This is a genomic window from Rhodococcus sp. 27YEA6 (genome assembly GCF_044908235.1).
Taxonomy (GTDB): domain Bacteria; phylum Actinomycetota; class Actinomycetes; order Mycobacteriales; family Mycobacteriaceae; genus Rhodococcus_F; species Rhodococcus_F qingshengii.
This window is the reverse complement of sequence record NZ_JBIYCY010000002.1, coordinates 81,558-97,150: the sequence shown is the minus strand read 5'-3', so window position 1 is coordinate 97,150 and position 15,593 is coordinate 81,558. Positions and strand designations below refer to the sequence as shown.

General features: G+C 64.1%; 4 protein-coding genes. All 4 read left to right on the top strand.

Translation table 11 applies throughout. From position 1 onward, the window contains the following. Positions 1–35 precede the first annotated feature (35 nt). Entirely contained in the window at positions 36–1,700 is a 1,665-nt protein-coding gene (locus ABH939_RS06810) for a (2,3-dihydroxybenzoyl)adenylate synthase (RefSeq protein WP_007735122.1), read from the top strand. 36 nt (positions 1,701–1,736) lie between these two features. Beyond that, entirely contained in the window at positions 1,737–2,384 is a 648-nt protein-coding gene (locus tag ABH939_RS06805; protein WP_007735125.1) for an isochorismatase family protein, read from the top strand. A gap of 47 nt (positions 2,385–2,431) precedes the next feature. Then, positions 2,432–2,884, top strand: coding sequence for a flavodoxin family protein (locus ABH939_RS06800; protein ID WP_285181691.1), 453 nt, complete (start codon positions 2,432–2,434; stop codon positions 2,882–2,884). Positions 2,885–3,091: 207 nt separating this feature from the next. Beyond that, positions 3,092–15,553: an amino acid adenylation domain-containing protein gene (locus ABH939_RS06795; RefSeq protein WP_404649489.1), complete on the top strand. Its 12,462-nt coding sequence runs from the start codon at positions 3,092–3,094 to the stop codon at positions 15,551–15,553. Positions 15,554–15,593 lie beyond the last annotated feature (40 nt).

The window sequence follows — 15,593 nt, the reverse complement described above, 5'->3', positions numbered from 1 at the left end:
TTTGCTGACAGTACTTTCGAACAGGAGTCACTTGCATGACCTCGAGGATCGCTCGCGAGCCCTTGGCACCCGTCGCACAGTATCCACCCGATTTGGTGACGCATTATCGGGAACGAGGCTATTGGACTGACGAGACGCTGGCCGGATTCGTCACGGCCGCGGCCGCACGGCATCCCGACAACGAAGCGGTGGTCGGCAGCGATGCCTCTGGCACACAGACACGGCTGACGTATTCCGACCTCGATCGTCGCAGCTCGGCCGTGGCCGGAGGCCTGTCCGGCTTGGGTGTTCGCGCCGGTGACCGGGTGCTCCTGCAGCTACCGAACATCGTGGAATACGTCGAAGCATTGTTCGGTGTGCTGAAGCTCGGCGCACTGCCGGTTTTCGGGTTGCCGGCGCATCGCCGAACCGAAATCGGATACTTCTGCCAGTTCGCTGATGTCGCTGCCTATATCGTCGCCGACCGTCATGGCGGGTTCGACTACCGCGCGCTGGCGCGTGAGGTGAACGAAGGCCTCGAGACTCCGCCTGTTGTGATCGTGGCCGGTGACCCCGAAGAGTTTGTCGGTTTCGATTCGCTGCGCGGATACGAGGTTCCCGTTCTTGCCGACGTCGATCCGTTGTCGGTCGCCTTTCTTCAGCTTTCCGGTGGCACGACTGGTGTTCCGAAGCTGATTCCGCGAACGCACGCCGACTACCTCTACTCGGTGCGAGCGTCCAACCCGATCTGCGGCGTCGACGAGTCGACGCGCATGTTGGTGGTTCTTCCTGCAGCGCATAATTTTCCGATGAGTTCGCCGGGCATCCTGGGTGTTCTCCACGCGGGCGGCTCCGTGGTTCTGGCGCCGGACACCATGCCCTCCACAGCTTTCGGCCTGATCGAATCAGAGCGAGTCACGCACGCTTCCTTGGTTCCACCGATCGCGTTGGCCTGGATGGCCGCCCCCAGTAAGGCAGATCACGATCTGTCGAGCTTGCGGGTTCTCGGCGTCGGCGGAGCGAAGTTCAGCGCCGAAGCCGCTGCACGCGTACCCACGGAGCTGGGCTGCACCCTCCAGCAGGTGTTCGGGATGGCCGAGGGGCTGGTCAACTACACCCGCCTCGACGACACGCAAGAATTGATCGTCAGCACTCAGGGCCGGCCCATTTCACCCGACGACGAGGTTCGTGTGGTCGACGACGAAGGCGCGCTCGTCGCGCCCGGAACCACGGGGCACTTACTGACTCGGGGTCCGTATACGATCCGTGGCTATTACCGGGCGGATGCGCACAATGCCGAGGTCTTCGACGCCGAAGGTTTCTATCGCACCGGCGATCTGGTCAGCGTCACCGATACGGGACACCTGATTGTCGAGGGCCGCGCAAAGGACCAGATCAACCGCGGCGGCGAGAAGGTGGCCGCCGAGGAGATCGAGAACCACCTGCTCTCGCATCCTGCTGTCCACGATGCGGCCGTCGTCGCTGTTCCCGACGAGTACCTGGGCGAGCGAACCTGCGCCGTTCTGGTGATTTCCGGAGATGCCCCGACCGTCGGCGAGATCAAGCGATATATACGAGGCCGAGGCGTTGCGGCGTACAAGGTTCCGGATCGAGTGGAGTTCGTGACCGAGTTCCCCGTCACCGGCGTCGGAAAGACCAGCAAGGCGGCCTTGCGCCGTGTTCTCAGCGAATCGATTGCTGCACAGACTCTGTCGAGTTGATCGGTTCCCACCCCCACATTTTCGAGGAGATTCATCATGGCGCTACCCACAGCAGTGCGATACGAGATGCCCACCGAGTTTCCGCAGAATCGGGTCGACTGGACTCTCGATCCTTCCCGAGCGGTGCTGCTTCTGCACGACATGCAGGAATATTTCGTGAACGCGTACGACCGAAGCGTCGACCCGCTCCAAACCGTGGTTCCGAACATCGACCGGCTTCGTTCGTCGGCGCGAGCTGCCGGAATCCCGATCGTCTACACCGCGCAACCCGGTGATCAGGATCCCGAGGAGCGCGCGTTGCTGTCGGATTTCTGGGGACCGGGTCTGAAGGCAGATCCCGCTCACACCGACGTGATCGCCGAGTTGGCTCCGCATCCGGACGACGTGATGCTCACAAAATGGCGCTACAGCGCTTTCATCAAGACAGATCTGCGTGAGCGGCTGCGCGAGAGTGGGCGTGACCAGCTGATCATCACCGGAATCTATGCCCACATCGGTTGCCTGACTACCGCTTTGGACGGGTTCATGCAAGACGTGCAGATCTTCTTCGTGGGCGACGCGGTAGCCGACTTCTCCCTGGACGAGCATGTCGGCGCGCTCGAGTACGCGGCCGGGCGCTGCGCCTCGGTCACCCGAACCGACGACCTGGTCAAGGCGATGAGCGCGGAAACGGTTTCGGCGTAGGCGTGAACGGCGACGGGTGCGCCACCCGTCGCCGTATTGTCAGGTGTGTGAAGACATTGTTGGTGGTTCACCACTCGCCCTCGCCGACAACCCACGAATTGTTGGATGCAGTCCTGGCCGGGGCTCGCGATCCCGAGATCGAGGGCGTCGAGGTGAAGGTGATGCCGGCGTTGGCGGCGACGGTGCCCGACGTCCTCGCTGCTGACGGCTATCTTTTCGGAACCACCGCCAATTTCGGTTACATGTCGGGCGCGCTGAAATACTTCTTCGACACCACGTACTACCAATGCCTCGGCGCGGTTTCGGATCGACCGTACGGCCTGTGGGTTCACGGCAACAACGACACTGTCGGTGCAGTGTCCTCGGTGCGCAAACTCGCCACCGGGCTCGGATTGGTCGCGGTGGCGGATCCGCTCGAAGTGACTGTGAGCGTGGACAAGTCTGTCCGCGATGGTTGTTATGAACTGGGCGGAACCGTCGCGGCAACGCTGATGGACTAGCCTTCACTTTCTCGTTTCGATTCACGAAAGAGACTGTCCCGCAAGTGGTTGTAGAAGCGCGTGTCCTCTGATTGACGCGTCGGGAGCCGTCGGTTCTCGGGTCACCGGCGAGGCGGATTCCCCGATTCATTGACATTTAGTTTAGGCTACCCAAAATGACGTTAGGTCACCCTTGGGTGACGTGTGTCCACAGACGAGGGGATCAGTGTGAGCGTTCTTCCAGGTTCGAACTCCGGAGCGGCGAGCGAAGCTACGTTTGCTCTCACAGGAGCTCAACTCGGGATTTGGAACGCACAGAGGCTTGATCCCGAATCTCGGAGCTACCTCGTCGGTGAGGTGCTCGAAATCTCGGGCGACGAACCGATCGACACCGAACTGCTGACAGCCGCCATCACGGCGACGATCGGTGAAGCCGAAACCATGCGGCTGCGGATGATCGAGACGGCGGACGGCCCGCGTCAGTACATCTCCGACGAGCCGGTTGGCATCATCCCGATCACCGACGTCCGTGACGAGCGCGATCCCGTAGCCGTGGCGCACGCACTGGTCGACGCCGAGCGCAGCCGGGCGTCCGAGTACTGCCGCCTGATGGTGGAGCGTCCGCTGTACACCTACTCGCTGATCAGGCTCTCCGATCGCGAGATCTGGTGCATTCAGCTCTATCACCACCTGATCGTCGACGGATACAGCGCAGCAATTATTTCGCGCCGAGTCGCCGCGCACTACACGGCCGCGAAGAAGGGAACCGAGGTCGCGCCAACGCGATTCGGTTCTATGACAGATCTGGTCAGCGAGGACGAGGCGTACCGGGCTGGCGAGCAGTTCGCGGAAGATCGTGACTACTGGCGTGATGTCCTGACGCCGTTGCCCGCGTTGGACGGACGCGGCCAGCAGGTCACCGGTCCGGCGGAACGAACGATCCAGGTTCGCGAGGTCATTACCGCCGACGCCCTCAGCTGCCTCAAAGAGGTGGCAGACGCGACGGGAACAACGTGGGCCGAGGCACTGATCGCCTGCTACGGCGCGTTTCTCCACCGACTGCTCGGCGAGACGGATGTTGTCATCGCGATGCCACTCATGGCGCGCGTAGGCCGCACGGCACTCAAGACGCCGGCCATGGCAGTCAACGTTCTGCCTCTCCGGTTGACGATTCGCAGCCACGATCGACTCGGTGACCTGAGCAAGCAGGTGGCCGCCACGATGAAAAGCCTGCGCGCACACCAGCGCTACCGCGGTGAGAATCTTGCTCGGGACCTGGGCGTCGCCGGAACCGGCGCACTGCTTCACGGGATCGGAATCAATCTCAAGGCTTTCGACTTCGCCCTCGATTTCGCCGGCGCTGTGGGTGTACTGCGAAACGTCGCCGGGGGACCGCCGGAGGACCTGGGTTTGACGGTGACGCCCATTGCGGACGGCGAAGTTCTACTCGGATTCGAAGTGGACGCGCGTACCAATACTCGGGAATCGGTTCAGCGTCGCCTCGCCGGTTTCGTCAGCATCGTCAACGCGATGGTCGGGGAGGGAGATCCTGCCGTCGGTCAGGTGGAGATGATGCCTGCGGCCGAAGCCTCGCGGATTCTCGCCGGCCGCGAAACTGCACCGCTGCCCGGCTCGGTCGAACTCGTTCCCGACGTGTTCGACCGCATCGTCGTCGAGCACGCGGATGACACAGTCTTCGTATGCGGTGACGAACGTTTGACAGGCGCAGAACTCGGTGGCCGCGTCCACAAGCTCGCCCGGTTGCTTCGGGCCCGCGATGTCGGCCCGGACGACATTGTCGGACTTGCGCTTCCGCGTACTTCCGAGATGGTGGTGGCTCTGCTCGCGACATTGAACGCGGGCGCAGCGTACGTGGCCCTGGATCCGCAGCACCCGGCCGAGCGGTTGCGAGATCTGATCGACGACGCGCAGCCGAAGGTCGTGATCACCACTTCCACTCTGGCCGAGCAACTCGTCGGAGGTTCTCGGCCCGACCCCCTCGTCATCGATTCCGACGCAGTCCGCGAAGAACTCCGTGCTAATTCCGAGCTTCCACTCGAACTCGGTGAACTGGCGACAGCACGGCATGGTGATCACCTGGCGTATGTCATCTACACCTCGGGATCGACAGGCAAGCCCAAGGGTGTGCTGGTCAGAGGCGGTGGATTGGCGCACCTGCTTCACCACCATCGCGCCACCATCTACCGGGACACCGCCGAGCGCGTCGGGAACCGTCAACTGCACACCGCGCACACAGCGTCGTTCGCCTTCGATGCGTCTCTCGATCAACTGTTGTGGCTGCTGTGTGGTCATCGTGTGCACGTATACGACGAGGAACTGCAGAAGGACGCGGTTGCTCTGGTCGCGGCGTTCGAGCGAGATTGCGTCGACGTGGTCGACACGACGCCGTCGATGGCGGCAGCGATGGTGGACAACGGGTTGCTGCGTACGCAGCGGTTGCAGCTCCTCGTCGTGGGTGGCGAGGCGGCACCGCCCGCACTGTGGGACGCGATCATCGAATCCGGTGTTCCGGCTCGAAACCTGTACGGCCCCACCGAAACGACGGTCGACGCGATCGCGACCACGGTCGAAGGTGCCGGACCGCGTATCGGGTACCCCCTCGCGGGTACCCGTGCGTACCTGCTCGACAGCGCGCTCGAGCCGGTCGCCGACGGTGAACGAGGTGAGCTCTACCTGGCCGGACCGCAATTGGCCAGGGGCTACCTCGGCCGCGCCGGCGCGACCTCCGAGCGTTTTGTCGCAGATCCTTTCGGGGCTCCGGGAGATCTGATGTACCGCGCCGGGGACGTGGCGCGGTGGGTGCCGGGGCGGGGCTACGACTTCATCGGTCGCAGCGACAAGCAGGTGAAGATTCGCGGACATCGAGTCGAGTTGAGCGAGGTCGAGGCTGTTCTCGGATCGGTACCCGGAATCGGCGCGGCTGCTGCGTTGATCCGCACGGATGGGGGACGGCCCAGCCTCGTCGGCTACGTTGTAGCCGCCGCCGGCGCGACGCTTCCGCCGCAGGAAGAATTGCGCCGTGACCTCGCCGGTCGCGTACCGGATCATCTCGTTCCCGCCGCAATCGTCGTTCTGGACGAATTGCCCGTCACGGTGAACGGAAAGCTCGATCGTGCGGCACTACCAGCCCCGGCTGCCGAATCGGCAGGTCGCGCCGCATCCACACCGAGCGAGGAAATCCTCTGTGACGTGGTGGCCGAGGTGCTCGGCCGCGAACGCGTCGGCGTGGACGAGGACTTCTTCGGCCTCGGTGGTGACAGCATCACGGCAATCAGTGTCAGCAGTCGCCTGCGGGTGCGCGGACTGATCGTTGCTCCCAAAGAGCTACTGGCACAGCGAGATCTGGGAACCATCGCCGCTGCGGCACGTGAGATTGCCGATGACGCCGACGCCGTAGCCTCGGTTGCGGACGTGGCGACCGGCACCGCGATCGCCCCGCCGATCGTTCGAGCACTGATCGACAAGAATCCGACAGACGAGGCAATCGCGGGCTACGCGCAGTGGACCGCAGTGCGCATCGACGACAGCCTTTCACTGGGTGACCTGCAGTCCGGCGTGCAGACGATCCTCGATCACCATGACGCTCTACGCCTGCTCCTGCGCCGTGACAACGACAGCGGCACTACCGAATTGATCGTCCGGGACCCCGGCGCGGTGCGCAGCGAGGGACTCGTTCGAGAGGTGTCCGACACCTCCGAGCCGTCCCGGATCAGAGACCTCGCGGAGGCGTCGGCGGCGAGTCTCGACCCACGTGCCGGTGAACTCCTGCGAGTCGTACTGGTCAATACCGAGGCCGGACGACCCGACCAATTGATCGTCGTGGCTCACCATTTGATCGTCGACGGTGTGTCCTGGCGAATTCTGCTTCCAGACCTCCACGAAGCCACCGATGCTGCACGCGAGCGTAGGTCGGCCCGGTTGGCTGCAGGCGGAAGTTCGTGGCGTCGATACGCAGGGTTGCTCGCGGAATTCGGGGCCTCTGGCAGCAGGGCGTCAGAGCTCGAGTACTGGAAGTCCGCGTCGGTACAGGCGGACGACGAGCCGATCGGCAGTCGTCGTCTCGACCCGAAGATTGACGTGACCGCAACCGCCACTCGCACGACAACTGTTGCGCCCCCGGCCGTCACGGACGCGCTGTTGACCACGCTTCCGGCGGCGTATCGAGCCAAGACCGACGAAGTGCTTCTCGCGGGATTGATGCTTGCCTTGCGCTCATGGCAGCACAGTCGCGGCCTGACTGGGCTGCCCGCGCAGACAGTTACCGTCGAAGGTCATGGCCGCGACGCGCTCGCCAGCGACACCGACTTCGCCGGAACCATCGGGTGGTTCACCAGTGAGTTCCCCGTTCGGGTTCCCACCGATGCACTGCTCACCGCAGACGATCTTGCCGACGCACTGAGCGGGGGAGCAGCTGCCGGGCATCTGCTTCGTGCGGTGAAGGAAGCAAAACGCGCCGTACCCGGAGGTGGAGTCGGCTACGGAGTTCTGCGGCATCTGGATCGCGACACCGCACCTGACCTTTCCGCGTGCGCTACACCTGAACTGTTGCTCAACTATCTCGGCCGCTTCCCGTCCCTACCCGGGACCGGATGGCGATTGCCGGAGCAGGATCCATTCGCGGTCATCGAACCGGCGAGCAAGGCAATGTCGGAAGTGCTGGCGCTCAACGCATTTGTCCGTGAGGACGGATCACCGACGCTGGCAGTCGAATGGACTGCGGCGGGTTCAGTGCTCGACGCCGCGACGATCGTCGAGCTGCAAGAGCATTGGGAACGTGCGCTCGCTGCCCTGACCGCGCATGCCGCGCTCTTCGAGGGTGGTTTGACGCCTTCCGATTGCTCGGCGACGATCTTCGGCCAGGGCGCGGTGGTCGATCAGGCCGGGATCAACGAACTCGAAGCCGTCCACGGACCGCTTGCCGACGTCCTTCCGCTCTCGCCGCTACAAGAAGGTCTCCTGTTCCATGCGGTCCGTGACGGAGCCGCAGACGTCTACACACTTACTGCACGCTTCGACCTCTCCGGGCCACTGGACGAGGCGAAGTTGGCCGACGCGTTCGAGACCGTGATCGACAGGCACCCGAATCTTCGCGCAGCTTTTCACTACGAGCAGTTCGAACGGCCCGTTCAGATCATTCCGCGCGGCGCAAAAGTCGAGTGGCGTTCGGTCGATCTGACCTCCGTTCCAGCTGACACTGCATTCCGCTCTGCAGATCAGCTCGAGGACGAGGCCGCCAAGCATGTCTTCGACGTCAGTACACCGCCTCTGCTGCGTGCACTACTGGTTCGGCTGCCCGGCGGGGTGCACCGTTTGGTCCTCAACGCTCACCACCTGCTCACCGACGGTTGGTCGACTCCGATCGTCCTGCGCGAGCTGATGAACGTCTACCACGACGGCGACAGCCGCCTCCCTGCGCCGACGCCGTATCGCGACTACTTGGCATGGATCGCCGGCCGCGATCAGGACTCTGCCCGCGCAGCGTGGAGCGAGCGTTTGCGTGGGCTCACCGCGCCGACTCTCGTTGCCGACGCCGGAGCGCCGCGAAGTGTGCCCGTCGCGCTCGAGGTTCCTCTCGCGACATCGGACGCCGAAGCGCTGATCGAACTCGGCCGTGCGCGAGCGCTGACGGTCAACACCCTGGTTCAGGGTGCGTGGGCAGCAGCGCTCGCCGAAGCGACAGGACAGTGGGACGTCGTGTTCGGGGCCACGGTGTCCGGCCGACCTGCCGAACTCTCGGGGGTGGAGGGAATGGTCGGGTTGTTCAGCAACACGATTCCGGCCCGCCTCGACATCGTCGCGCACCGGCCTTTGCTCGACCAGTTCGTCGGTCTGCAGAACGCCCAATTCGACATCGTGGACGTCGAACACACCAGTTTGGCCGAGATCGAACGCATCGCCGGAATCGGGCAACTGTTCGACACGCTCCTGGTGTTCGAGAACTTCCCGAACTCCGGTGCAGGACAGCCTGCATCGCACACACTACGGGTCGAGGGATTCACCAACCGCGGAGTCACGCACTATCCGATGACGTTGATGGCGCCGCCGAGCACCGGTCTGGATCTGGTTCTGTACCACGATCCGGCAGTTGTCTCCGACGCCACGGCGCAGCGAATGGTCACACGGCTCGCGGAGATCCTGCGTGGGTTGCTGACCGAACCGACAGCTCCCGCATCCGCGGTGCTCACGGTAGTCCGACAGGCAGCGTCCGTTGCCGATGCGGTGTCTGCCGCGAAAAATGTCGCTGTCACGAAAAAGGTGGCCGCGCCCGATCCTGCGATCGATGTCGATCCCGCGGTCGTGGATGCAGTGTGCGCCTGTGTCGCAACGGTGTTGGAGATTCCCGACGTCGATCCGGGTGACAATTTCTTCACTCTCGGCGGTCACTCGCTCACTGCGATGCGGTTGGTGGGAAGCCTGCGCAAGCTGGGAATTCGCGTCGTCGTCTCGGATGTATTCGACACCCCGACCCCCCTCGGTCTTGCCGTGGCCGCACGCGTCGATCGGACGAAGTTCTCGCCGGATTCGGTCGTTGGCGTCGATCGACCCGTCGTGACCGTGGCGACGTTCCGCGCCCCGGCGGTGGCGGGAAATCCTGATCACGAGCGTTACTGGGTTCGCACGCTCGCGGACCTGCCCCTCGAAACGGACCTTCCGTATGACCGCCCGCGCGGCGAAGAGTACCGCCCGCACACCTACCTTCGTCAGCTACGCGATGCCCGGTTCGGTGACGAACCAGGAGTCGACGCGGTGCTGTTGGCCGCCGTGGCGGCGACGCTGAACAGCTTCGGCGGTGGTCGGGACCTTGCGGTCGGACTGGTCTCGGAAGGGACTGACACCCTGATTCGGGTCGACCTGTCCGGTCGGCCGAGAATTGCCGATGTCGTTCGGCGAGTCGAAAACGCTGTCTCCGAGGCACTTGCGCATTCCGATGTCAGCCTCGACCGAATCGCCGATCTACTCGGGCGTCCGACGAGCAGCCTGTTCGCTGCCCGTGTCGGTCACTCGCCCGGAAAGAGCGTCGACCTCGAATTCGTCCGAACCGCAACAGAACTTCGATTGACGGTTGATGCCGGGCTGTTCGACGCCGCGACTGCGGACGCATTGCTCGACGGTGTGATCGCGGTCCTCGGTCACGAAATCAGCACTGTCGTCGCGGATCTGCGACTGGCGGAAAACAAGCCGGATCGCGACCCGGGCCGACGCGCGACGCCGCCGTCGGGGATCTCGCAGTTGTTCGCTCGACACGTCAGCCGCCACCCCGACGACATCGCGGTGATCTCCGGCGAGGTCGGAATTACCTACGGGGAACTGTCGGCGCGCGTCGACGAGCTGGCCCGCGAACTTCTCGCGGTCGGCGCCGGACCCGAGAAGGTAGTCGCCGTCGCGCTGGATCGAAATGCGGATCTGGTGGCCGGACTGCTCGCGGTACTGCGCATCGGCGCTGCGTACCTGCCACTCGACGTCGATTACCCGACTGAGCGGCTCGAGTTCATGATCGAGGACGCGGCTCCGGTGTGTGTCCTGACCAGTATCGACAGCGCCGGGCAACTTCCGTTGATGGTCGCCACGAGTGTCTTCGTGGACGGTGAGTTCACCAACTCGGGTGTCGTGCTTCCTCCGCCGCCCGCGGCGGGTGATCACCTCGCCTACATGATCCACACCTCCGGTTCGACGGGTCGCCCCAAGGGCGTGATGGTCTCGACGGGCAACCTCGCAGCCTTCGCGGACACGGTACTCGAGGATTGCTGGATCAGGCCGGGCGATCGCATCGTCGCGGTGACAACGGTGTCGTTCGACATCGCGGCACTCGAGTTGCTGTGCCCGCTCGCGGCGGGCGCGACTGTCGTGATCGCAGACCGCAGGACGGTTCGCGACCCGGATGCGTTGTCGGCGTTGATCATCGCAAGCGATGCGACAGTGATGCAGGCAACGCCGGCGCTGTGGCGAGTGGTCACCGAACACGAGAACGCAGTCGGACTCGCCATGGTGCGAGCCCTGGTGGGAGGGGAAGCCCTCCCGCAGGATCTGGCCGACGATCTGGTGGCCAACGCTGCTTCGGTCCGGAATGTCTATGGACCCACCGAGGCCACGGTGTGGGCGACATCTTCGGTCATCACGACCGGCGACCGAGTCACGATCGGTCAGCCCTGGACCGATGAGCACGTGCGAATCCTCGACGACGACCTGCGTGAGGTTCCGGAAGGCGTTGCGGGCGAGCTGTATCTGGGCGGTGCGCAGGTGGTCCGCGGATACCTGAACCGCCCCGATCTGACCGTCGCTCGGTTCGTCGCCGATCCTTCTCTGCCGGGGGCACGCCTCTACCGCACCGGCGATCTGGTCCGACGCCGGCGAGGGGTTTTGCACTTCCTTCGTCGTGCTGACGATCAGGTGAAGGTTCGTGGTTTCCGCATCGAGCTCGGCGAGGTCGAAGGCGCGCTCGGATCGGTGGCAGGTGTGTTCCGCGCGGCAGCCACCGTTCGCGTCGATGCGGCGGGTACCGGAAGTCTGCACGGATATGTGGTTCCCGAAGGTGCAACCACGCTCGATTCGGTACTGGTGCGCAAGGAGATTGCGCGGCTCCTACCCGAACACATGGTGCCGCAGACCATCACGGTGCTCGAAGCACTACCACTCACCCTCAACGGCAAGGTGGACCGGAAGGCATTGCCCGACACCGCGCCGGATCGTGTGCCGAGCCCACTCGTAGCCGTCGATGCGGATCGTCGGGCACGGCTCGAGTCGCTGAGCCCGGGCTGGCAGGACGTGCTGCCACTTGGTCCCTTGCAGGAAGGCATGTACTTCCAGTCGGTTCTCGACGGCGCCGGCGGCACGGATGTCTATCACATGCAGCCGCGATTCGAGTTCTCCGCCGATGCCGCCGTCGACGTTCGCTCACTCCGAGCAGCGGGGGATGCGCTCTTGCGACGCTATCCGAACTTGCGGGCCGGTTTCACACACGCCGGGTTCGACGCTCCGGTGCAGTTCGTGCCCAGGGAAGCCGAAATGCCTTTCCGTGAGGTCGATCTGAGCGCAGTCGCACCCGAGGACTTGGATATCGAGGTCCGCGCCGTCGACGAGGCCGAATTCGGCAGGCTGTTCGACTTGAGTGCGCCGCCACTCATTCGAATGGTGTTGGTCTGGTTGCCAGGTGGGGGAGCGCACCTCGTCTTCACTCAGCACCACCTGCTGACCGACGGTTGGTCGCAGACCTTGATGTACGCGGAGTTGTTTGCGCTCTACGAGTTTGCTCGCACACACGGCACGGACCCGGTTGGACTCGACGGCGCGCTCGACAAGCCTGCGGACTTCTGTGATCACCTGCGATGGATCGCCGAAGCGGATCGCACGGACGCCATCTCGTCCTGGAAGGACTACCTCGCGGATCTCGAGCAACCCACACTCGTGGGTGGTACGGGATCAGGCGGGCGCGCTCCGTTGCCGGTGTTCACCCGGGTTCAGCTCGAACAGAGCATCACCGAGCACGTACGCGAGTTGGCCAGACGTAGCGGAGTGACGCTCTCCACCGTGGTTTCTGCGGCGTGGGGTCTGGCATTGCGCGCCGTGACGGGCCGTGACGACGTGGTCTTCGGATCGACGGTTTCGGGACGTTCGCCCGAGGTCGAGGGCGCCGACCGCATGGTGGGATTGGCGCTCAACACCATTCCCGTGCGTGTCCGGGTCCGGCCAGGCGAGGAGATCTCGGCGTTGCTCGGACGCCTGTTCCGTGAACAAGGTTCGCTGCTGGGGCATCACCATCTCGGGCTCGGCGACGTGCAGCGAAGTGCAGGGTTCGCCACGCTCTTCGACACGCTCTACGTTTTCCGCAACACCCCTCGCGACGAACAGGCACGTCGAGACACGTTCGGTCGCAGTGGAATCGTCGGGTTCGATGCGGTGGACGGCACGCACTATGCGCTCACGCTCGACGTGGATCCGGGTGTCGGGGACGCGGCGATGGCGCTCACACTCGAAAACCGTCCTGACCTGATTCCGCACGACGTGGCTCAGGACATCCTGTCCCGCACCATCACGATTCTCGAAGTGATGGCGAATTCCGATACCGCCACGGTGGCGGACACGGCGGTTCCGCTTTCGCGCACCCCCGCGGAATTCGCTTCGGAGCACGTCGTGATGCCACGGCCGGACCAGGCCGGCGGTAGCGTGGACGCACTACTGCGCGAAAGGGCAGCGGCAACTCCGGACGAGACGGCGCTGGTCTTCGGAGACGTCACACTGAGCGCAGCCGAGATGAACTCTCGGGTGGACAGACTGGCACGGATACTCGCTTCGGCGCTGGGGCAGTCGGTACCAGGCGGGGGACCGACCCGTGTTGTCGCGCTCGCGCTTCCGCGTACTGCCGATCACGTCGTCGCAATCTTCGCCGTCATGAGAACCGGAGCGGCCTACCTTCCCTTGGATCTGGCTCACCCGCCGGCACGCCTGCGCGAACTCATCCTCGACAGCGATGAGGCGCTGGTAGTCACCACGACTCAGACGCGTGACCTCGTTGTTCCCGATGGACAGCCATGTCTGGTCCTCGACGACCCGGACGTGGCCGGGGTACTCGACGGGCAGTCTTCGGCACCAGTTGTCGACGAGGCTGCGGTCTGCGGGCCGACCTCACCGGACCAGCCTGCCTACGTCATCTACACCTCGGGCAGTACCGGAAAACCCAAGGGCGTCGTGGTGGGTCACCGCGGGTTGACGACGATGTATCACAATCACAAGGCCGAGATATTCACTCCGACCGAAAACAGTGTGGGTGGCCGACGTCTGCGCATCGCGCATACAGTCTCGTTCTCGTTCGACATGTCGTGGGAGGAACTGTTCTGGTTGCTCGCGGGGCACGAAGTTCACGTGATCGACGAGCAGGCGCGACTGGACCCCGCGTCTCTGGTGAAGCATTACCGCGAAGTCGGTATCGACGTCGTGAATGTAACCCCCTCGTATGCACGGGAACTGATGGCCGCCGGTCTCCTCGACGGTGAGCGGACGCCGGTGTTGGTGATGCTCGGCGGAGAAGCTGTACCTGCCGAGTTGTGGTCGCGATTGCGCGATCAGGACGGTGTCGACGGGTACGACCTCTACGGGCCGACGGAGTTCACGATCAACGCGATGGGATCCCCGGTTCAGGGGAGCGAGACACCCTGCTTGGGTCGTCCGATTCTGAACGCGTCTGCGCGGGTACTCGATTCGGGTCTGCGGGAGGTACCGATCGGAGCGGCGGGCGAGCTGTACATGTCCGGAGACGGAACGGCGATGGGTTACCTTCACCGGACCGCGTTGACCTCCGCTGTGTTCGTTGCTGATCCCTACTCCGTCGGCAAGCGCATGTACCGCACGGGTGACGTTGTACTGCGTCGCCGCGACGGTGAACTCGAATATCTGGGTCGCGCAGACCATCAGGTCAAGATCCGAGGCATTCGGATCGAATTGGGTGAAGTCGAATCCGCGCTGGCGTCGTTGCCGGGAGTGTTGCGAGCGGCAGCGTCAGTCCGTAGCGAAGGCGGTGCGCCGCCGCGACTGGTCGGCTACGTCATCGAAGAACCCGGCGCTGATCCAGTCGATCTGCGAGCTGCGTTGCGGGAACGCGTACCGGCACACCTGGTTCCGTCGGACATCGTCGTCGTGGATTCGATCCCGTTGACGCCCAACGGAAAACTGGACCGCGGTGCGTTGCCGGCACCCCCCGCCCGAGTAGCGGCCCGAGCACCGCGAACCGAGATGGAAAGGCAACTGTGCCAGGTCTTTGCGCGGGTACTCGGCGTCGAGGCAGTCGATCCCGAAGAGAGTTTCTTCGATCTCGGCGGCGACTCGCTTCGAGCAATGCGACTGGTGGGGGAGATGGAGCACGACTTGTCGGTGAGCGTCGGTGTGGCAACGCTGATGGCCCGTCCGACAGTCGCTGAGCTCGCAGCACACCTTGACGAGTCGGCGTCCGAAATCGATCTGAGTCGCGATCGCCTCCTGACACTGCGAGCCGACGGCAGCGGAGAACCACTGTTCTGCGTGCATCCGGCCGGTGGATTCGCTTGGCCCTTTGCGCCTTTGACCGGTGTTCTCGAGGCCGACCGTCCACTGTTCGGCCTGCAACTGCCCACAGTTGCCGGTGAGCCACTCGAACCGACGAACGTGGACCAACTGGCAGCGATGTACGTCGACACGATTCGCGGCGTGCAACCGAGCGGGCCGTACCACCTGCTCGGCTACTCGTTCGGTGGCAACGTCGTTGCCGCGATGGCGGCTCAGCTGGTCGATATCGGCGAGACAGTGGAGTTCGCCGGTCTGATCGATACTCATCCACTGGGAGATCGTGACGATCACGGTCGCGACGATGCCGACGACCGAGATCTGGCCGCAGCCCTGCCACCCGAGATCCTCACTCAGGCACCGGGACTGGTCGACGCTGTTCGGGCGGGTTTTGATGCCACTCGTTTGCTCGTGGCCAGTTCGACCGACACAACCTACGACGGACCGGTTACTCTGATCACCGCCGACGCCGAGGCGTCCGGACAGCTGCTGGCCGATCGCTGGCGCAGAGTCCGCGGGGACCGGGACATGGCAGTACACCATCTGCCGTACGACCACGCCGGATTGGTGACCCCAGCCGGGTGGGCGGCGATCGCCCCGCTGCTCGACAGCCATTTGTCGAAACGCACGGCCACATAGTTCGAAAACCACACAGTTGAAACACAATGGGAGCTCAATG